General features: G+C 63.7%; 15 protein-coding genes. 14 read left to right on the forward strand and 1 reads right to left on the reverse strand.

The annotated features are described in order from the left end of the window. Nucleotides 1-16 precede the first annotated feature (16 nt). From fabD to PK789_RS02310, 13 genes are all read left to right on the forward strand, one after another. Nucleotides 17-973 carry an ACP S-malonyltransferase gene (fabD, locus tag PK789_RS02250; RefSeq protein WP_324306728.1) on the forward strand — a complete coding sequence of 319 codons (957 nt, stop codon included), beginning with the start codon at nucleotides 17-19 and terminating at the stop codon, nucleotides 971-973. Next, nucleotides 970-1713: a 3-oxoacyl-ACP reductase FabG gene (gene fabG, locus PK789_RS02255; RefSeq protein ID WP_324306730.1), complete on the forward strand. Its 744-nt coding sequence runs from the start codon at nucleotides 970-972 to the stop codon at nucleotides 1711-1713. Before fabD ends, fabG begins: the two co-directional genes overlap by 4 nt. Nucleotides 1714-1813: 100 nt before the next feature. Further along, the gene (acpP, locus tag PK789_RS02260; protein ID WP_324306731.1) at nucleotides 1814-2053 is read left to right on the forward strand and encodes an acyl carrier protein; all 240 of its coding nucleotides are present in this window, start codon (nucleotides 1814-1816) and stop codon (nucleotides 2051-2053) included. 125 nt (nucleotides 2054-2178) lie between these two features. Continuing rightward, nucleotides 2179-3417 carry a beta-ketoacyl-ACP synthase II gene (gene fabF, locus PK789_RS02265; protein ID WP_324306732.1) on the forward strand — a complete coding sequence of 413 codons (1239 nt, stop codon included), beginning with the start codon at nucleotides 2179-2181 and terminating at the stop codon, nucleotides 3415-3417. Between the two features lie 45 nt (nucleotides 3418-3462). Further along, nucleotides 3463-4818: an aminodeoxychorismate synthase component I gene (locus PK789_RS02270; protein ID WP_324306733.1), complete on the forward strand. Its 1356-nt coding sequence runs from the start codon at nucleotides 3463-3465 to the stop codon at nucleotides 4816-4818. A gap of 74 nt (nucleotides 4819-4892) precedes the next feature. Further along, nucleotides 4893-5693, forward strand: a complete 801-nt coding sequence (gene pabC, locus PK789_RS02275; protein WP_324306734.1) for an aminodeoxychorismate lyase — start codon at nucleotides 4893-4895, stop codon at nucleotides 5691-5693. Continuing rightward, complete coding sequence (gene mltG, locus PK789_RS02280) at nucleotides 5690-6727, forward strand: endolytic transglycosylase MltG (RefSeq protein WP_324306735.1); 1038 nt, start codon at nucleotides 5690-5692, stop codon at nucleotides 6725-6727. Before pabC ends, mltG begins: the two co-directional genes overlap by 4 nt. Continuing rightward, nucleotides 6724-7380, forward strand: a complete 657-nt coding sequence (tmk, locus tag PK789_RS02285) for a dTMP kinase (protein WP_324306736.1) — start codon at nucleotides 6724-6726, stop codon at nucleotides 7378-7380. The genes mltG and tmk overlap by 4 nt, the downstream gene beginning before the upstream one ends. A 2-nt stretch (nucleotides 7381-7382) precedes the next feature. Continuing rightward, a complete protein-coding gene (locus PK789_RS02290; protein ID WP_324306747.1) occupies nucleotides 7383-8378 on the forward strand; it encodes a DNA polymerase III delta subunit-related protein in 996 nt (331 codons plus the stop codon). A gap of 52 nt (nucleotides 8379-8430) precedes the next feature. Further along, nucleotides 8431-8778, forward strand: coding sequence for a PilZ domain-containing protein (locus PK789_RS02295; RefSeq protein WP_503011872.1), 348 nt, complete (start codon nucleotides 8431-8433; stop codon nucleotides 8776-8778). A gap of 42 nt (nucleotides 8779-8820) precedes the next feature. Beyond that, nucleotides 8821-9870, forward strand: a complete 1050-nt coding sequence (locus tag PK789_RS02300) for an ABC transporter ATP-binding protein (RefSeq protein ID WP_324306738.1) — start codon at nucleotides 8821-8823, stop codon at nucleotides 9868-9870. 21 nt (nucleotides 9871-9891) lie between these two features. After that, nucleotides 9892-11730, forward strand: coding sequence for a hypothetical protein (locus PK789_RS02305; protein WP_324306740.1), 1839 nt, complete (start codon nucleotides 9892-9894; stop codon nucleotides 11728-11730). 56 nt (nucleotides 11731-11786) lie between these two features. Then, on the forward strand, nucleotides 11787-13814 hold the full coding sequence (locus PK789_RS02310) for a S9 family peptidase (protein ID WP_324306741.1): 2028 nt from the start codon (nucleotides 11787-11789) through the stop codon (nucleotides 13812-13814). Between the two features lie 18 nt (nucleotides 13815-13832). Here PK789_RS02310 and PK789_RS02315 read toward each other — a convergent pair whose 3' ends face one another. Then, nucleotides 13833-15908, reverse strand: coding sequence for a 3-hydroxyacyl-CoA dehydrogenase NAD-binding domain-containing protein (locus tag PK789_RS02315; RefSeq protein WP_324306742.1), 2076 nt, complete (start codon nucleotides 15906-15908; stop codon nucleotides 13833-13835). Nucleotides 15909-16095: 187 nt separating this feature from the next. Here PK789_RS02315 and rpoE point away from each other — a divergent pair. After that, nucleotides 16096-16640, forward strand: a 545-nt coding sequence (gene rpoE, locus PK789_RS02320) for an RNA polymerase sigma factor RpoE (RefSeq protein ID WP_324306743.1), incomplete at its 3' end; no start/stop codon positions are given.

A 16640-nucleotide genomic window follows, 5' to 3' on the forward strand; every position in this document is an offset into this window, starting at 1 on the left:
CCGGAGCGAGCCCCGCGTGAGCGCCCCCCACCAATCCCCGCAACTCGCCTTGGTGTTTCCCGGCCAAGGTTCGCAAGCTTTGGGCATGTTGGCCGAGCTGTCGGAGCTGCACCCCACCGTGAAGCCCGCGTTTGAGGAAGCATCGGATGGTGCGGGCGTGGACTTGTGGGCACTGGCGCAGGCCGGTCCGGACGAAATGCTCAATCGTACCGAATACACCCAGCCGGCGTTATTGGCGGCGGGTATTGCGGTGTGGCGCTTGTGGCAGCAGCAGGGCGGCGCAATGCCTGCGGTGCTGGCTGGCCACAGCTTGGGTGAATACACCGCCCTGGTGGCGGCCGGTGCGCTGTCGCTCAAAGATGGCGCGCATTTGGTGCGCATCCGTGGGCAATTGATGCAGGACGCTGCCCCGGCTGGGGTGGGCGCAATGGCGGCAGTGCTGGGTGCGGACAATGCCTTGGTGGAAGCCGTGTGCGTGGAGGCTTCGGGTGCGCAGGGAGTGGTGCCTGCCAATTACAACTCGCCGGGCCAGATCGTGATTGGTGGCGATGCGGCGGCGGTGGATCGCGCGCTGGCGCTGTTGGCTGAGCGCGGTGTGCGCAAGGCCGTCAAATTGGCGGTCAGTGTGCCCTCACACACGCCCTTGATGCGCGAAGCGGCGAACCGCTTGGCGCAAACCATGGCCGGCCTGCATTGGAACTTGCCGGTGCTGCCGGTGGTGCAAAACGTGGATGCGCAGGTGCATACCAGCATCGACGCCATCCGCGATGCCTTGGTGCGCCAGCTCTATCTGCCCGTGCAATGGACATCCTGCGTGCAGGCGCTCTCCGCACGCGGCATCACCCGGATTGGCGAATGCGGGCCGGGCAAGGTGTTGACCGGCTTGGTCAAGCGCATCGACAAATCGCTCGACGCACGTGCGTTGGGCACGCCGGCGGAATTTACCGCCGCCATCGAGGAATGGAACGCATGAGTGGATTGTTGCAAGGCGAAATCGTACTGGTGACTGGCGCCTCGCGCGGGATCGGTGCGGCGATTGCCGACACCTTGGCGGCACTAGGCGCTACCGTGATTGGCACCGCCACTTCGGACGCAGGTGCGCAGGCCATCGGTGCACGTTTGGCCGCTGTGGGGGGCCATGGCCGCCGTCTCAACGTCAATGAAGCCGGTGCGATTGAAGCCTTGGTGGACGCAGTGGCAGGTGAATTCGGCAATATTTCCATTTTGGTCAACAATGCCGGCATCACTCGCGACAATTTATTGATGCGAATGAAAGATGAAGATTGGCAGGCGATTCTCGATACCAACCTGACCTCGGTCTATCGCGCATCCAAAGCGGTACTACGCGGGATGATGAAGGCGCGCAAGGGCCGCATCATCAATATCGCTTCGGTGATTGGTGTCACCGGTAATGCCGGGCAGGCCAATTACGCCGCGGCCAAGGCCGGCATCATTGCGTTTAGCAAATCGCTGGCCAAAGAAATCGGTTCGCGTGGGATCACCGTCAATGTGGTGGCCCCCGGTTTTATCGCCACCGATATGACCGCAGATTTGCCGGACGCGGCCAAGGACGCACTGCTGGGTCAAATTGCGCTGGGCCGCTTGGGCGAGCCGGCGGATATCGCCAATGCGGTCGCATTCTTGGCCGGCCCGTCGGCGGCGTATATCACCGGCGAAACCCTGCACGTCAACGGCGGCATGTACATGCCCTGATTTTTGCTTTGATTCCCCCGCCGGGCGGGCGCATGTTGCAACGTCCGGCTTTCACGTAAACTTGTCCATTGAACCCGATTCCCGGGAGGAGCAACCAGACATGAGCACCATCGAAGAACGCGTCAAGAAAATCGTCGTCGAACAATTGGGCGTCAAGGAAGAAGACGTCACCACCAGCGCATCGTTTGTGGACGATCTGGGCGCGGACTCGCTGGACACCGTGGAACTGGTGATGGCGCTGGAAGAAGAGTTCGAGTGCGAAATCCCGGACGAAGACGCAGAAAAGATCAGCACCGTGCAGGCGGCGATCGACTACATCAAGGCCCACGTCAAGGCCTGATGTTTGCCCCTTTGGGGGCAACCCCTGTGGGAGGATTCCCGCAGTCACACCGGGGCCGCTTCTGCGGCCCTGCGTGTTTTGCAGCAGCGTCAATGCAAGCCATGATTATTGATCGAGGAGTCACCATGTCGAAACGTCGCGTCGTCGTCACCGGGATGGGCATCATCTCGCCGCTGGGCCTGGATCTGGCCAGCAATTGGGATGGTATCTGCAACGGCCGCTCGGGCATCAGCATGGTCGAGGGTTTTGATGCCGCCACCTATCCCACCCGCATCGCGGGGGAAATTCGCGGCTTCGACATCACCCAATGGGTGAACCCGAAAGACGCCAAAAAAATGGATCACTTCCTGCACTACGGCATGGCTGCCTCGTTGATGGCCAAGGACGATGCGGGGCTGGAGGTGACCGAGGCCAATGCCGAGCGCATCGGCGCACTGATTGGTGCGGGCATCGGTGGCATCTGGGGCATTGAAGAAACCGCCGTCAAATTGCACGAAGGCGGGGTGCGCAAGATCAGCCCGTTCTACATTCCGTCCACCATCATCAACATGATGCCGGGGCAGTTGTCGCTGGCCACCGGGATCAAGGGGCCCACGTTCTCCGCGGTATCGGCCTGCGCCACGGCCAATCATTCGATTGGCATGGCCATGCGCATGATCCAGTACGGTGATGCCGATGTGATGTTTGCCGGTGGTGCCGAGCGCGGCAGCTCGCCCACGGCGATGGGCGGTTTCTGCGCGATGAAGGCGATGAGCACGCGCAACGAGGATCCCACCCGCGCCTCGCGGCCATGGGACAAAGACCGCGATGGCTTCGTGCTGGGCGATGGTGCCGGCATTTTGGTGTTGGAAGAATACGAACACGCCAAGGCGCGTGGCGCGCGCATCTACTGCGAACTGGCCGGCTTCGGTGCCACCTCGGATGCCTTCCACATGACCGCGCCCAGCGAGAATGGCGAGGGCCCGGCGCGGTGCATGGCGATGGCCTTCCGCGATGCTGGCATCAACCCGGAGCAGGTGGGCTACCTCAATGCGCACGGCACCAGTACGCCGCTGGGTGATCTGGCCGAAACCCTAGCGATCAAGCGTGCGCTGGGTGCGCATGCCTACAAGACGATGGTGTCGTCCACCAAGTCGATGACCGGCCACTTGCTGGGTGCGGCCGGCGGGGTGGAAGCGATCTATTCGATCAAGGCGCTGGAAACCGGGATCATCCCGCCGACCATCAATCTGGAAACCCCCGGCGAAGGCTGCGATCTGGACTATGTGCCGAACGTGGCGCGCCAGTCCAAGGTGGATGTGGTGGTGTCCAACGGCTTTGGCTTTGGCGGCACCAACGGCACGCTGGTGTTCAAGCGCGTTTGAGGCGGATTCGTCATCCCGGCTTGCATCGGGGTGACAAAAAAACAAATGCACAACCCTTGGCATTGCCCCAACCTCATCGACCTGCTTGCCCTGCATCGGCTGGATTCTGCACGCTACCCGGTGTTGCTGGAGTCCACCAGCGGTGGTGCACTGGGATGCTGGGACATGCTGCTGGCGCACAGTGGCGAAGGCTTCGCGCTGCATCGCGATGGCGTGGTGCGCACGCTGGCGGGCGAAGTAATTTCTGGCCGTTTTTTGGATGTGCTGGATGCGCACTGGCGCAGCGCGTATTGCGAAGACTCCTCCGCAAGCGCGCTGCCGTTTCGTGGCGGTTGGGCGCTGTTGCTGGGCTACGAATTGGCACAGCAGGTCGAGCCGGTGTTGCAATTGCCGCAGGCCGATGGCGCGCTGCCGATTGCAGTGGCGTTGCGATGCCCGGCGGCGGTGCTGCGGGAGCGCAGTAGCGGCGAATGCAGCATGGTTGCCGAAGCGGGCGCGGAGGTGTGGTTGGCGCAGATGGCAAATGACATCGAGCGTGCCCGCACACTGCCGGCATTGCCAGTGTGGACACCACCCATCCGCATTGACGAAGACCCGGCGCAGCAGTATCTCGATGGCGTAGCGCGGGTGCTGAACTACTTGGCCGGGGGCGATGTGTTCCAAGCCAATCTGTCGCGCGGTTGGCGAGCGCACTTTGCTGCCGCGCTGGATCCGGCGGCGCTGTTTCAGCAATTGCGCACGCACAATCCGGCTCCGTTCGCCGGCATCTTCCGCAGCCCGTGGGGCAGTGTGGTCAGTGCTTCGCCCGAGCGCCTGTTATCCGTGCAGGAGGGCATGGCACAAACCCGCCCCATTGCGGGGACTCGCCCGCGCTTTGCCGGCGATGACGATGCCGAGAGCATTCAGGAATTGGTCGGGCATCCCAAAGAGCGCGCCGAACATGTGATGCTGATCGACTTGGAACGCAATGATCTGGGCCGTGTGTGCGCAGCCGGCAGCGTGCAGGTGGATGAATTGATGGTGGTGGAAAGTTATGCACATGTGCACCACATCGTCAGCAACGTGCGCGGGCGGCTGCGCGCGGAGGTGACGCCTGGGCAGGCGATCGCCGCGGTGTTCCCCGGCGGCACCATTACCGGCTGCCCGAAGGTGCGCTGCATGCAGATTATTGCCGAATTGGAAGGCGTGGGTCGCGGTGCATACACCGGCGCAATGGGTTGGCTGAACCACGATGGCGCGATGGATTTGAATATCCTGATTCGCAGTGCCGAAGTGGAAGATGCCACGCTGCGTTTTCGCACCGGAGCCGGCATCGTGATGGATTCCGACCCGCAACGCGAGCTGGATGAAACCCGCGCCAAGGCGCGCGGGATGTTGCGGGCATTGGGGGATGCGGAATGAGCGATGCGCTGCTTTACTCCCCTCTCCCGTCGGGAGAGGGGATGGGGGAGAGGGGCTGGCCATGCAGCCTCTTCGTGAGCGAGCGCCGTATCGATGAAATCGCGGCATCCAACCGCGGCCTCAACTACGGCGATGGTGTGTTTGAAACCATGCGCGTGGACCACGGCGGGGTGCCGCTGTGGTCGCGCCATCTTGCACGCCTTGGTGAAGGTGCACAGCGGCTGGGTATCAGCTTGCCGGAGCGGGCCTTTATTGAAGCGCGCCTGCATGAACTCTGCGCTGGTGTGGATACTGGCGTGGTCAAGTTGTTGCTGACCCGTGGCGATGGTGGGCGCGGCTATGCGCCATCGGTGGATGCACCGCCGGTGTGGGTGTTGTCGCTGCATCCGTTGCCACCGAGGCAAACCGCGTTGCAATTGCATGCGTGCAACACCCGGCTTGCCACGCAGCCCTTGTTGGCCGGCATCAAACATTGCAACCGTCTGGAACAGGTGTTGGCGCGAACCGAAGCACAACGTGCGGGTTGCGATGAAGGCCTGATGCGGGACATGGCTGGCAACGTCGTGTGTGCCACAGCGGCCAACGTGTTGGCGCATTGCGACGGGCGCTGGTTGACGCCGCCGATCGAGCACTGCGGTGTGGTCGGCGTATTGCGTGGCTGGTTGTTGGAGCAGGGGATGCTGGAGGTGGTTGAATTGTCGATGGAGGCGCTTGCCGCAGCTGACGCGCTGGCCCTTTGCAACGCGGTGCGCGGTATCCTGCCAGTGGCACGATTGGGTGCGCGTAGCTGGCGCACGCAGCCGGCAGTGACAGCATTGCAAACCGCATTAGCGAAGGACTATCCGATGTATTCCAATAGTGTGGGGCTGACGTGAAATTTCGCACCTTGCTGCTGTGCTGTGGGTTGCTGGTGGCAGCCGTCATCGGCTGGTTTGGCTGGCGCTACCAGCAGTTTTCCGATGCGCCGCTGCCCGGTATCACGGCCGATGCGAGCGTGATGGTCGAACGCGGCGACAACTTGGGCAAGCTGCTGAGAAAACTGCGCGCGCAGCACATCGACACCGGCGAAGGCCTGTTCTGGCAAGTCTTGGCACGACAAACCGGCGCTGCCGGCAAGTTGCAGGTGGGCGAGTACGCGCTGGCCACCGACACCACACCGCGCAGCCTGTTATCGGCGATGCGCGATGGCAAGGTGATCCGCCGCAGCTTCACGATTGTGGAAGGCTGGACTATGCGCGACCTACGCGCTGCGCTGCGCAAAGTGCCGGTGTTGAAGCAGGCCTTGCCTGAACTCGATGATGCCGCGTTGATGAAGGCGTTGGGGCATACTGGGCAACATCCTGAAGGCCGCTTTCTGCCGGAAACCTATGCGTGGACGCGTGGCGACAGCGATCTGGATATCCTCAAGCGCGCCTATGCGGGGATGGAAAAAACTCTGGACGCCGAATGGCGCACGCGCGCCGAAGATTTGCCGTTCGATCGCCCGGAGCAGGCATTGACCCTTGCATCCATCATCGAAAAAGAAACCGGCACTGCCAGCGAGCGTGCGCAGATCGCCGGCGTGTTTGTGCGCCGTTTGAAAACCGGCATGCGCCTGCAAACCGACCCCACCGTGATCTACGGCATGGGTGCGAACTATGCCGGCAATATCCGACGCACGGATTTGACCACCGACACGCCTTACAACACCTATACCCGCGATGGTCTGCCGCCGACGCCGATTGCGATGCCCGGCAAGGCGGCGCTGCACGCGGCCACGCATCCGGCAGCGGGTGATGCGCTGTATTTCGTGGCGGTGGGCGATGGCAGTGGGCGGCATGTGTTCAGTGCATCGCTCAGTGCCCACAACGCGGCGGTACGCGATTACGTGGCCCGTTACCGCGCGCAGCGGCAGGCACAAACACAATGACGGCCTTACAACACCAGCCCCGGTTTCTGAGTTTGGAAGGTGGCGAGGGTGCGGGCAAAAGCACGGTACTCACCGCGCTGCGTGACGCCCTGCAGGCAGATGGTGTCGAGGTGGTGTGCACCCGCGAACCCGGTGGCACGCCCTTGGCCGAAGGCATTCGCGGCTTACTGTTGCATGCCAATGATGAGCCAGTAGCTGCGCACACCGAATTGTTGATGATGTTCGCGGCCCGCGCCCAGCATGTGCAGCAAGTGATCTTGCCTGCACTGCAACGCGGCGCGTGGGTGATGTGCGACCGGTTTACCGATTCCAGCTATGCCTACCAAGGCGCGGCGCGTGGCATGGATGTGCATTTCATCGCCGAATTGGAACGTCATGCGGTGGGCATCGAACCAGGGCTGACCCTGTTGCTGGATCTGGATGTGGCGCATGCCCGCCAGCGCACACGCGGCCGCGATTTATTGGATGGCGCATCGCCTGACCGCATCGAGCGGGAACACGATGCGTTTTTCGAGCGCGTACGCGCAGGATTTTTAGCGCGTGCCATGCAGCACCCAGAACGTATCCGCGTGCTGGATGCCAGCCCGGATGCGGCCACGGTGGCGGCTGCGGCACTGGTGGTTTTGGCCGAATATCGCCGGGGTGGGGCATGAGTGTGTTGCCCGCCCTCACCCCTTGGCAGCAACGCGCTTACGTACAGGCGTGTGAGGCCCTCACAGCAGGACATTTTGGGCATGCCACGCTAATCACCGGGCCAGAAAAAATCGGCAAGCGCGTGCTGGCAGAACACTTGGCGCAGCGCGTGTTGTGTTTGACGCCGCGTACGGATGGCGAAGCCTGCGGTGTTTGCAAAAGCTGCCATTTGTTTGCATCACGCGCGCAAATGGAAACACTGGAAGTGCGCCCCGACGGCAGCCCCGCACATCCGTGGGGGCATAGCGCGCATCCGGATTTATATTTTCTCGGTTATGAAATCAATAGCAAAACCGGCAAGCCGCGCAGTGAAATCGTCATTGAGCAAATTCGCGCATTGACCGAAAAAATGGGCCTGACTGCGCAACTGGGTGGAATGCAGGTGGTGATCATCGAGCCTGCCGATGCGGTTAACTGGCATGCGTGGAATGCGGTGCTGAAAACACTGGAAGAGCCACAACCGGGCCGCTATCTGTGGCTGCTTTCCTCCAACCCCGCGCAACTGCCCGCCACCATCCGCAGCCGTTGTCAGCGCTTGGAAGTGCGCCTGCCCATGCAACAAGAAGCCTTGCACTGGTTGCAGCAGCGCGGGCATCCCGATGCACTGGCGGCAGAAGCATTGGATGCGGCACGCGGGCACCCGGGGCTGGCTGCTGCATGGGCGGCAGGGGATGGTTTGGCGCTGCGGCGTGAGGTGGTCAAAGACGCGCAGGCACTGTTGCGCGGGCAGGCCGATAGCGTGCAAACCGCGCAACGCTGGTTGGCCGATGGACGTGCCAGTGAGCGCTTGGCGCATCTGGCCGAATTTGCGTTGCGTGAAGCTATGGGCTTGACCGAGCTGGCCGCAACCCGCACCCTTGCTGCACGTTTCGATGCGGCCAATCGTGCGCGCGACTTACTGCGAACACCGGCGCGTGAAGATCTTGTCGTGATCGATGCACTGCGGATGTGGCGATGATGGCCGGCATCCGCAACACGGGATTAACAGGGGACTGGGTATGAGCAATCCAATGGGTGGTGCACGTCAGGGCATCTTGTCGCTGGCGATCAAGGACAAGGCGACGTTGTACGCGGCGTACATTCCCTACATCAAGCAGGGCGGTATTTTTGTGCCCACCACGCGGCGCTATTTCATTGGTGACGAGGTCTTCCTGCTGCTGACGCTGCCCGACTCCTCCGATCGCATGCCGGTGGCTGGGAAAGTGGCATGGGTTACCCCCAGCGGCGCGCAAGGCAATCGTCCCGCCGGCATCGGCGTGCAATTTGCCGATACCGCTGAAGGCGAATCCGTACGCAGTAAAATCGAAACCACCCTCGCTGGCACCTTAGGTGCCGACCAGCCGACGCAAACGATGTAGGGATCAAGCCGCGCCTGCTGTACTCACGGCAGGCGGAGGGATTTGCACCAAATTGGTGTGCTTTCGTCAGACCTGGCGGTGTTTCGTCATATTCGGCTGGACGCTGCAAGTAGGTGTGTCCTGTACTGCATGCACAAGTACAGACGACATAGCAGCGCCATGGTCAGATTCCAATCTCCGACTGCCTTCTCCGGCAACGTCATCGAAACCGAGCAACTGAGCAAGCGTTACGGCCGCAAGCTGGCGCTGGATCATCTCGATCTGGCCATCCCGCGTGGCCGCATCCACGCCATCGTCGGTGCCAACGGCGCCGGCAAATCCACCCTGTTCCGCATCCTGCTGGGCTTCATGCCACCCAGCGCCGGGCAGTCCCGCATCCTCGGCCAGGACAGCCAGCGGCTGACCCCGCAGGACCGCAGCCGGATTGGCTTCGTCAACGAAGAACACACTCTGCCGAACTGGATGCGGGTGGCGCAGGTGATGGCGATGCAGCGCCACCAGTACGGGCGCTGGAACCAGCAGGCCTTCGATGGCGTGATCGGCCACTACAACGTGTTGCCGGAACAGAAGATCGGCCAGCTCTCGCGCGGCGAACGCGCCGGCTTCAACCTCGCGCTGGCACTGGCGCAAGGCCCGGAACTGCTGGTACTGGACGAGCCGACGCTCGGCCTCGATGTGGTGGCCAAGCGCGCCTTCCTCGAATCACTGTTGCAAAGCAATGCTGCCGACGACTGCACGGTGATCTATTGCTCGCACCAGATGGAGGAGATCGAGCGCGTCGCCGACAACCTGATCATCCTCGAACGCGGCCAACTCAAGCACATGTCGCCGCCGGAAGAATTCACCGCGCGGGTCAGCCATTGGGTGGCCGATATTCCGTTCAAGGGACCGGATCCGCGGCTGGTGCCGGGCTTGCTGGAAACCCAGCGCATCGATGGCCTGCAGCACTTTCTGGTGCTGGATCAGGACGCGGACTTCGAGCATTTCCTGCGTGCCTGCGGCGCGCGCGATGCGCAATCGATGCCGGTCAGCCTGGACCGCGCGGTCAACGCCTTCCTCGCCAAACACCACGCCGCACCGAGCGCTGCCTGAGCGCCGCTGGAGAACATGCACATGAACGATCTTTTCAAAGGCGAGCTGCTGCGCTTCCGCCTGTGGGCTGGCATCGCCGCCATCGTCAATCTCGCCGTGCTGGGCTTCCTCAGCCGGATGGTGGATCTGGCGCAGCAGCCACTCTTCGTCTACCAGGTATTCGCCGCGGTGTATGCCGTGGCCGGTGCCCTGCTGGGCATTTACCAGATGGGCGTCTATCGCAAGCCGAATCAGTGGCTCAACCTGCTGCACCGCCCGCTGCACCGGTTGCGCATCGCGGGAGCGTTGACCGGCGCGGGCGCGCTGCTGTTGCTTGTCGCGGTGGCGCTGCCGGTGGTGCTGGTCGCGATCTACCAGGACACGATGACCGCGCGCGTGGTGGACATGCGGCATTGGTTGCTGCCGGTCGCCAGCTGGCTGATCGCGCTGTCCGGCTACCTGGCGGGCGCATACGCGATGGTCGGCAACCGCCGTTATTCGTTCGCTGCCTTCCTGCTGCCCAACCTCTTCATGTATGCGCAAGCCACCGGCGTGGCGATGCTGGGCGTGCAATGCGTGGTGATCGGTTTCCTCGCATTGATGCTGACGATCGCGTTCAAGCCGGATTACACCGCGCCTTCGCGCAATCCGGCGGCGGTGCTGGTGGTGGCCTTGCCGGTGCAACTGGGCGCGTATTTCCTGGCGTGGATGCTGGGCTTCGGCGTCGAGCTGCTATGGACGGTGACCGGCACGCATCCGCTCAACATGCCGAAGCCGCCTGCAGGCGGGACGATCGAGGCGGACCGCGCCGAAGGCAAGGACATGCTGCTGCTTGGCATCGCAGGCAGTCTAGATTCCGACGCGGCGCTGTGGCGCGAACAGATCGCATTGTCCGATGTGTACACGCGTTACCCGCTGCGCACCCTGCCACACCAGGGCGACATGACCAATCCACAGCCGATGGAGTGGGTGGATGGCGACCACAACACCAACTGGGTCTACAGCCATGACCGCGGCCGTTTCATCGGTTACGGCCTGCTGGACAAGCGTGCCCGTGGCGAGCTTGGGATAGGCGCCACGCAAGCGGCATTCCCGGCGCCGACGCTGGCCTTTGGCGCCATCTATCTGTACAACGCGAACGCGGTGTACCAGTTCGACAGCGAGCAACAGCGCGTGTTCGAACGCATCCGCCTGCCGCAAGGCGAGGTGATGGCCAGCCCACCCGAACCGGCCGGCGACAACATCCTGATGCTCAGTAACCGCGCCGCCTACTTCTATCCCGGCCGCGAGGCGATGAACGGGCTCGACCTGCTCAAGCCGCTGATGCGTGTTCCGATGCCCGGCCCGGTCGGCAACCTCAGCCGGATGGACGTGGTCGAACTGCTGGACGGTTACCTCGTGTCCTACACCTACACCTGGGGCGTGTGGGGCGGTGAGTTGCAGCAGCCGTACCAGCAGGTGTTGCGCGTGGATGGCCAGGGCCATGCACGCATCATCGCGCGCCGCGCGTTGTCGATCGACTTGCCTTCGACGTACACCAACCGCAATTTCTGGTTGTCGCCGGTGCTGCGCGTGATTTGCCTCGACGCACAAGACCTGTTCGCGTCACCCGATCTGCTGCGTGCCAAGCCCGAGCCGATGCCGACGCCGATCCTGTGGCTCGCAGGCGCGTGCTGCTTGCTGTCCCTGTTCGGCGCGGTGTGGCTCAGCGGCAAGCAAACGCATTCGCCGCGCGGTCGCCTTGGCTGGATCCTGCTGTGCGGCGTGGTCGGGCTGCCGGCGCTGGTCAGCCTGTGGCTGTTGTATCCGCGTCGTGAAGTGTTGCTTGCAACCGCCGCGCCGACAACGCCGGCTGGCACGCATGCGGCCTCGGGGGAATGACCATGGCGAACCTTCGGAGTGTTTGCGTTGCGACCGCGCTGTGCCTGTTCGCGTGCATGCCACGCATCGCACCGGCGCAGGACTTGGAGAGCCTGCGCAGCGCCGAGGTCGCGCAGCGTGCATTGCCGCGCGCACCGCAGCTGCCGCGCAGCGCCTTTCTCGAGAACCGCACCCTGGCGGCTGCGCAGCTTTCGCCGGCGGGCGACTTCGTGGCGTACTTGCGCGAGCAGAAGGATTCGCGTGCGCTGTGGCTGCTGCCGGCGAACGGCGGCAGCCCGCGCATGCTGGTCGGCAACACCCAGGCCGAACAAGTGACGTGGTCACGCGATGGCCGCTGGCTGTTCCTGCGCGCACCGCGTTCGTTGACCATGGTCGGCGTCGACGGCCGCACCGGCGTGCGCGTGCCGCTGGGTGGCAACGAGCGGCGCCAAGTCATCAAGCTCGACCCCTCGCAAACTGCCGCGCTCCTGCTGCGCGAACGGCGAGTGGTGGGCCAAAGTGATGTCAGATGGCAGATCGTGCGCATGGATGCGCATGGCAAGCGCACCCTGCTACGCGAAGACACGCGCTGGGGACACGACGTGGCGGTGGATGTGCGCGGGCGGATCGTTGCGCTGGCGCGTTTCGAAGGCGATCACGATGCGTTGTATCGGGTCCTGCCAAATGGCGCACTGAGAGAAGTGCTGCGCCTGCGCCCGATGGAGCGGATCGAACTGCTGGCGGTGCAGGCCGATGGCAGCCTGCTGATGGTCGGCAATCCCGGTACTGCGGCGGGCATGGGGAATGTCCGGAGGGTGATGCGGCTGGGCGCGGACGACAAGCTGCAGACCCTGCACCAGGATCCGCGTGGCGAAGCCGATCTCGATGACGTGGTCATCGACCCACGCACGAACCAGCCGCTGGCGGCGAGTTACCGCAGCACCGTCGCCGCGACCTACGGCATCGGCGGTGCGCAGGATGTTGTCGCTGCAATCGTGCGCAAGTTCCCCGGCCGTGACATCGCACTGCAGGCCGGCAGCGGCCCTTCCGCGCACTGGCTGGTGAGCGAACGCGCGGCGACCCTGCGCGATCCGCGCTGGTGGCTGTACGATCCGCGCAACGGCCGTCTGCGCCGCATCCTCGACGATCCCGGCATCACCGCCGGCGCGCCGAAGGAAACCGAGCTGGCGCGCAAGCTGGCGATCAGCTACATCGCCTCCGATGGCAAGCGCGTATACGGCTTCGTGCTACTGCCGCCGGGCGTGGACGCCGCCCACGCACCCTTGATCGCGCAGGTGCACGGCGGCCCGATCAATCACTTCCGAGCCGGCTATGACGGTGTCGCTCAGTTCCTCGCCAATCGTGGCTATGTGGTGTTCCAGTCCAACTTTCGTGGTTCCACCGGGCACGGTCTGGCCTACACCTTTTCCTCGAATGGCGACTACGGCAATGGCCGCGTGCAGCAGGACATCGTCGAAGGCGTGCGTTGGCTGTTGGCGCAGGGCATCGGCGACAAGGACCGGGTCGGCATCGTTGGCCACTCCTTTGGTGGCTATTCCACCTTGCTGGGCCTGACCTTCCAGCCCGACCTGTTCAAGGTCGGCGTGGCCGGCTCGCCGCCTGCGGATCTTGGCTGGGCGATGCGCTGGCTGCTCAGCTCCGGCGAACAGGGCGATCTTCCTGATCGTTCACTCAAGCAGACCCTGCGTGCCCTGTCGCTGGATGGCAGCGATCCTTCAACTTTCGCGCGCCTGCATGCGCAATCGCCACTGGTGAATGCGTCACGCATGCACCGCCCCTTGTTGGTGATGGCCGGTGGTGCTGACCGGACGGTGGCGATCCGCAGTGTCACTGACTACGTAGCGCGATTGCGGAATATGCGGCGGCCGGTCAGCCTGCTGGTAGAGCCCAATGGCGACCACTCGCCGGTCGATCCGATCCCGCGCGAGGCCTATCTGTTTGCGATGGAAACCATGCTGCAACGCCATCTCGGCGGGCCAGCACCGGAACCGGCAGGCCAGCGCCTGCGAACCTACCTGCGCCAGAACCTGCGTCTGGCGGGACCGGAATTCCAGACGTTTGCAGGTCGGCCGGTACGGCCGTGATCCGCGTCTGCGAAGGCCTCACGCCACCGGTGCGCGCAGCGCCGGGTTGTCCCAGCCGGGTCGCGGCGCGAAGCGTTCGCCGTACTTCGCTTGCAAGGTCTGCAAGCGCGCCAGCAGTGCATCGGCGCCGGTGGCGCGGATGTGCTGGATCGGACCCCCGCGGAACGGCGCAAAGCCGGTGCCGAAGATCACCCCGGCGTCGAGCAGGTCGGCGTCGCTCACCACACCGGCGTGCAGGCAGGCCACCGCTTCGTTGAGCAGGGGCAGGATCAGGCGGTCTTCCAGATCCTCGGGTGCCACGAAACCGTTTGGCAGTTCGGGCTTGATCGCCTTTCCGTTCTGCCAGCTGTAGATGCCTTGCCCGTCCTTCTTGCCGCGCTTGCCGGTTTCCACCGTCGCCAGCGCCGCCGGCACGTCGAGGCCGAGGAAGGGCGCAAGCTCCTTGCCGACGCTGGCGGCCACGTCCAGACCCACGGTGTCGAGCAATTCGATCGGCCCCATCGGCATGCCGAAGCGCGTCGCCGCTTTGTCGATGGCCGGGCCGGGAATGCCCTCGGCGTAGGCGGTGGCGGCTTCCAGCATGTACGGGAACAGCACGCGGTTGACGAGGAAACCCGGCGTGCCGGCCACCGGCACCGGGAACTTGCCCAGTGCCTTGCAGAACGCGGCCAGCCGGCGTTCGGTGTCGGCGGCCATGCCGTCGTGGTGGATGATCTCCACCAGCGGCATTTGCGCCACCGGGTTGAAGTAGTGCAGGCCGGCGAACAGCGCGGGACGGGCGATGTGTTCACGCAATTCGTCCAGCGGAATCGACGAGGTATTGGTGGTCAGCAGGGCGCCGGCCTTGAGCCTCGGTTCCACCGCGTTGTAGAGATCGCGCTTGGCGTCGGGGTTCTCGATAATGGCTTCGATCACCAAATCGGCAGTGGCCACGCCGTCGCCATTCAGATCGGATTGCAAGCGTGCGGCGACCTCGGGACGCTTGGCGGGGTCCTTGACCTTCTTTTCGAACAAGGCCTGCGCGCGGGCCATGGCGCCGTCGATGAAGCGCTGCTCGCGGTCCTGCAAGGTCACCTCGAAGCCCTTGTAGGCGGCGAAGGCAGCGATGTCGCCGCCCATCACGCCGGCGCCGACCACATGCACGCGGGCAATGCCGGATTCACCCTTGCCCAGTGCTTTCATCCGTTCGGTCAGGAAGAAGATGCGGATCAGGTTGCGTGCGGTCGACGTACCGGCGAGTTTCACCACTGCACGGCGTTCGGCGTCGAGGCGGGCACGGATGGGCCTGCCGCCGTTCTTTGCCCAGGTCGCGATCAATGCATAGGGCGCTGGGTAGAACGCCTTCGGCGCCTTGCGTGCCACCTGCTTGGCCATCTGCGGTGCCAGCAATTTGCGGGCCGCGAAGGTATTGCTGGCCCGGGCGAGGATGCGTTGCTTGAGTGGGCGTGTGCAGCCCTTGAGCGCCAACTTGGCGGCGCTGTCGATCAAATCGGAGGCCTCCACGACCAGATCGACCAAGCCAATGCCGCGTGCTGCCTTGGCGCTGAGCGCGCGGCCGGTCAGCATCATGTCCATCGCCGCCGGTGCGCCGACCAGCTGCGGCAGGCGCGCGCTGCCGCCCCAGCCGGGGAAGATGCCGAGCTGCACTTCCGGCAAGCCAATGCGGGTGGAGGCATCGCTGCTGGCGACGCGATAGCGACAGGCCAGCGAGATTTCGGTGCCGCCGCCCATGCAGAAGCCGTGAATCGCCGCCACCGTGGGGCAGCGCAGCATGGCCAGTTTCTGGAAGGTGAGCTGGCCGCGTCGGATCGCATCGTTGACCGTGCCCTTGCGGTCGAAGTCCTGGAACTCCTTGAGGTCAGCACCGGCGATGAAGCCGCTGGCCTTGCCCGAGGCGATCACCAAGCCCTTGGGCAACTCCAGACTGATGCGCTCCAGTACGTCGTTCAATTCGATCAGCACGTCTTGCGAGAACGCATTGACGCTGGCGTCAGCGCGGTCGAAATACAGCACCAGCACGCCGTCGTCGCGTTGCTGGGGTTTCCAGTGCCGTAGCGGCAGCCCCGCGAAGCGGTCAGCAGCGGAATTCGCCATGTGCAAGCCATCCCATCCATCGAAAGGGCTATCGTAGCCCGCGAAAACTTGAATATTTTTCTAATTATTCGCGGATCGGCGCAAACTGCACGTCGCCGCTGTGGAACTTCTACGGCATCGTGTTGTCACAAGGCTCGGAGACTGCCGGGCTCACTTCGGGGACTGGCGTGTAATGACGGAGGATCGGGTGTCGCAAGCGCTGGACCATGACCTAGTGGCAAGGGTGCAACGGGGCGATACCGCCGCGTTTGACCTGTTGGTGCGCAAATACCAGCATCGCGTTGCGGCGGTGATTTCGCGCTACATCCGCGATTGGTCGGAAGTGCAGGACGTAGCGCAGGACACCTTCATCCGTGCCTATCGTGCGATCAAAAACTTTCGTGGCGATGCGCAGTTTTCGACGTGGCTGCACACGATTGCGGTGAATACCGCCAAGAACCACTTGGCCGCGCATGGCCGCCGCCCGCCGGGGGAAGATATCGATGTAGAAGACGCCGAGCAGTTTGAATCCGGCCTGCGTCTGCGCGATACCGACACCCCCGAACGTGAATTGATGCGCCAGCAGTTGGAACAAACGGTGGTGTCCGCGGTCGAAGCCTTGCCGCCAGAATTGCGCGAAGCGATCACCTTGCGTGAAGTCGATGGCCTCAGTTACGAGGAAATCGCCGAACGCATGAACTGCCCGATTGGCACGGTGCGTTCGCGCATCTTCCGCGCCCGCGAGGCCATCGA

Origin of the sequence: Thermomonas sp. (assembly GCF_035369645.1) — a bacterium.
Lineage (GTDB): Bacteria > Pseudomonadota > Gammaproteobacteria > Xanthomonadales > Xanthomonadaceae > Thermomonas.

Coding starts and splice junctions, on each gene's coding strand:
- PK789_RS02310 (WP_324306741.1), top strand. CDS start 11,787: ATGCCACGCATCGCACCGGCGCAGGACTTGGAGAGCCTGCGCAGCGCC.
- PK789_RS02270 (WP_324306733.1), top strand. CDS start 3,463: ATGCACAACCCTTGGCATTGCCCCAACCTCATCGACCTGCTTGCCCTG.
- tmk (WP_324306736.1), top strand. CDS start 6,724: ATGACGGCCTTACAACACCAGCCCCGGTTTCTGAGTTTGGAAGGTGGC.
- PK789_RS02295 (WP_503011872.1), top strand. CDS start 8,431: ATGGGTGGTGCACGTCAGGGCATCTTGTCGCTGGCGATCAAGGACAAG.
- PK789_RS02315 (WP_324306742.1), bottom strand. CDS start 15,908: ATGGCGAATTCCGCTGCTGACCGCTTCGCGGGGCTGCCGCTACGGCAC.
- PK789_RS02305 (WP_324306740.1), top strand. CDS start 9,892: ATGAACGATCTTTTCAAAGGCGAGCTGCTGCGCTTCCGCCTGTGGGCT.
- fabG (WP_324306730.1), top strand. CDS start 970: ATGAGTGGATTGTTGCAAGGCGAAATCGTACTGGTGACTGGCGCCTCG.
- acpP (WP_324306731.1), top strand. CDS start 1,814: ATGAGCACCATCGAAGAACGCGTCAAGAAAATCGTCGTCGAACAATTG.
- fabF (WP_324306732.1), top strand. CDS start 2,179: ATGTCGAAACGTCGCGTCGTCGTCACCGGGATGGGCATCATCTCGCCG.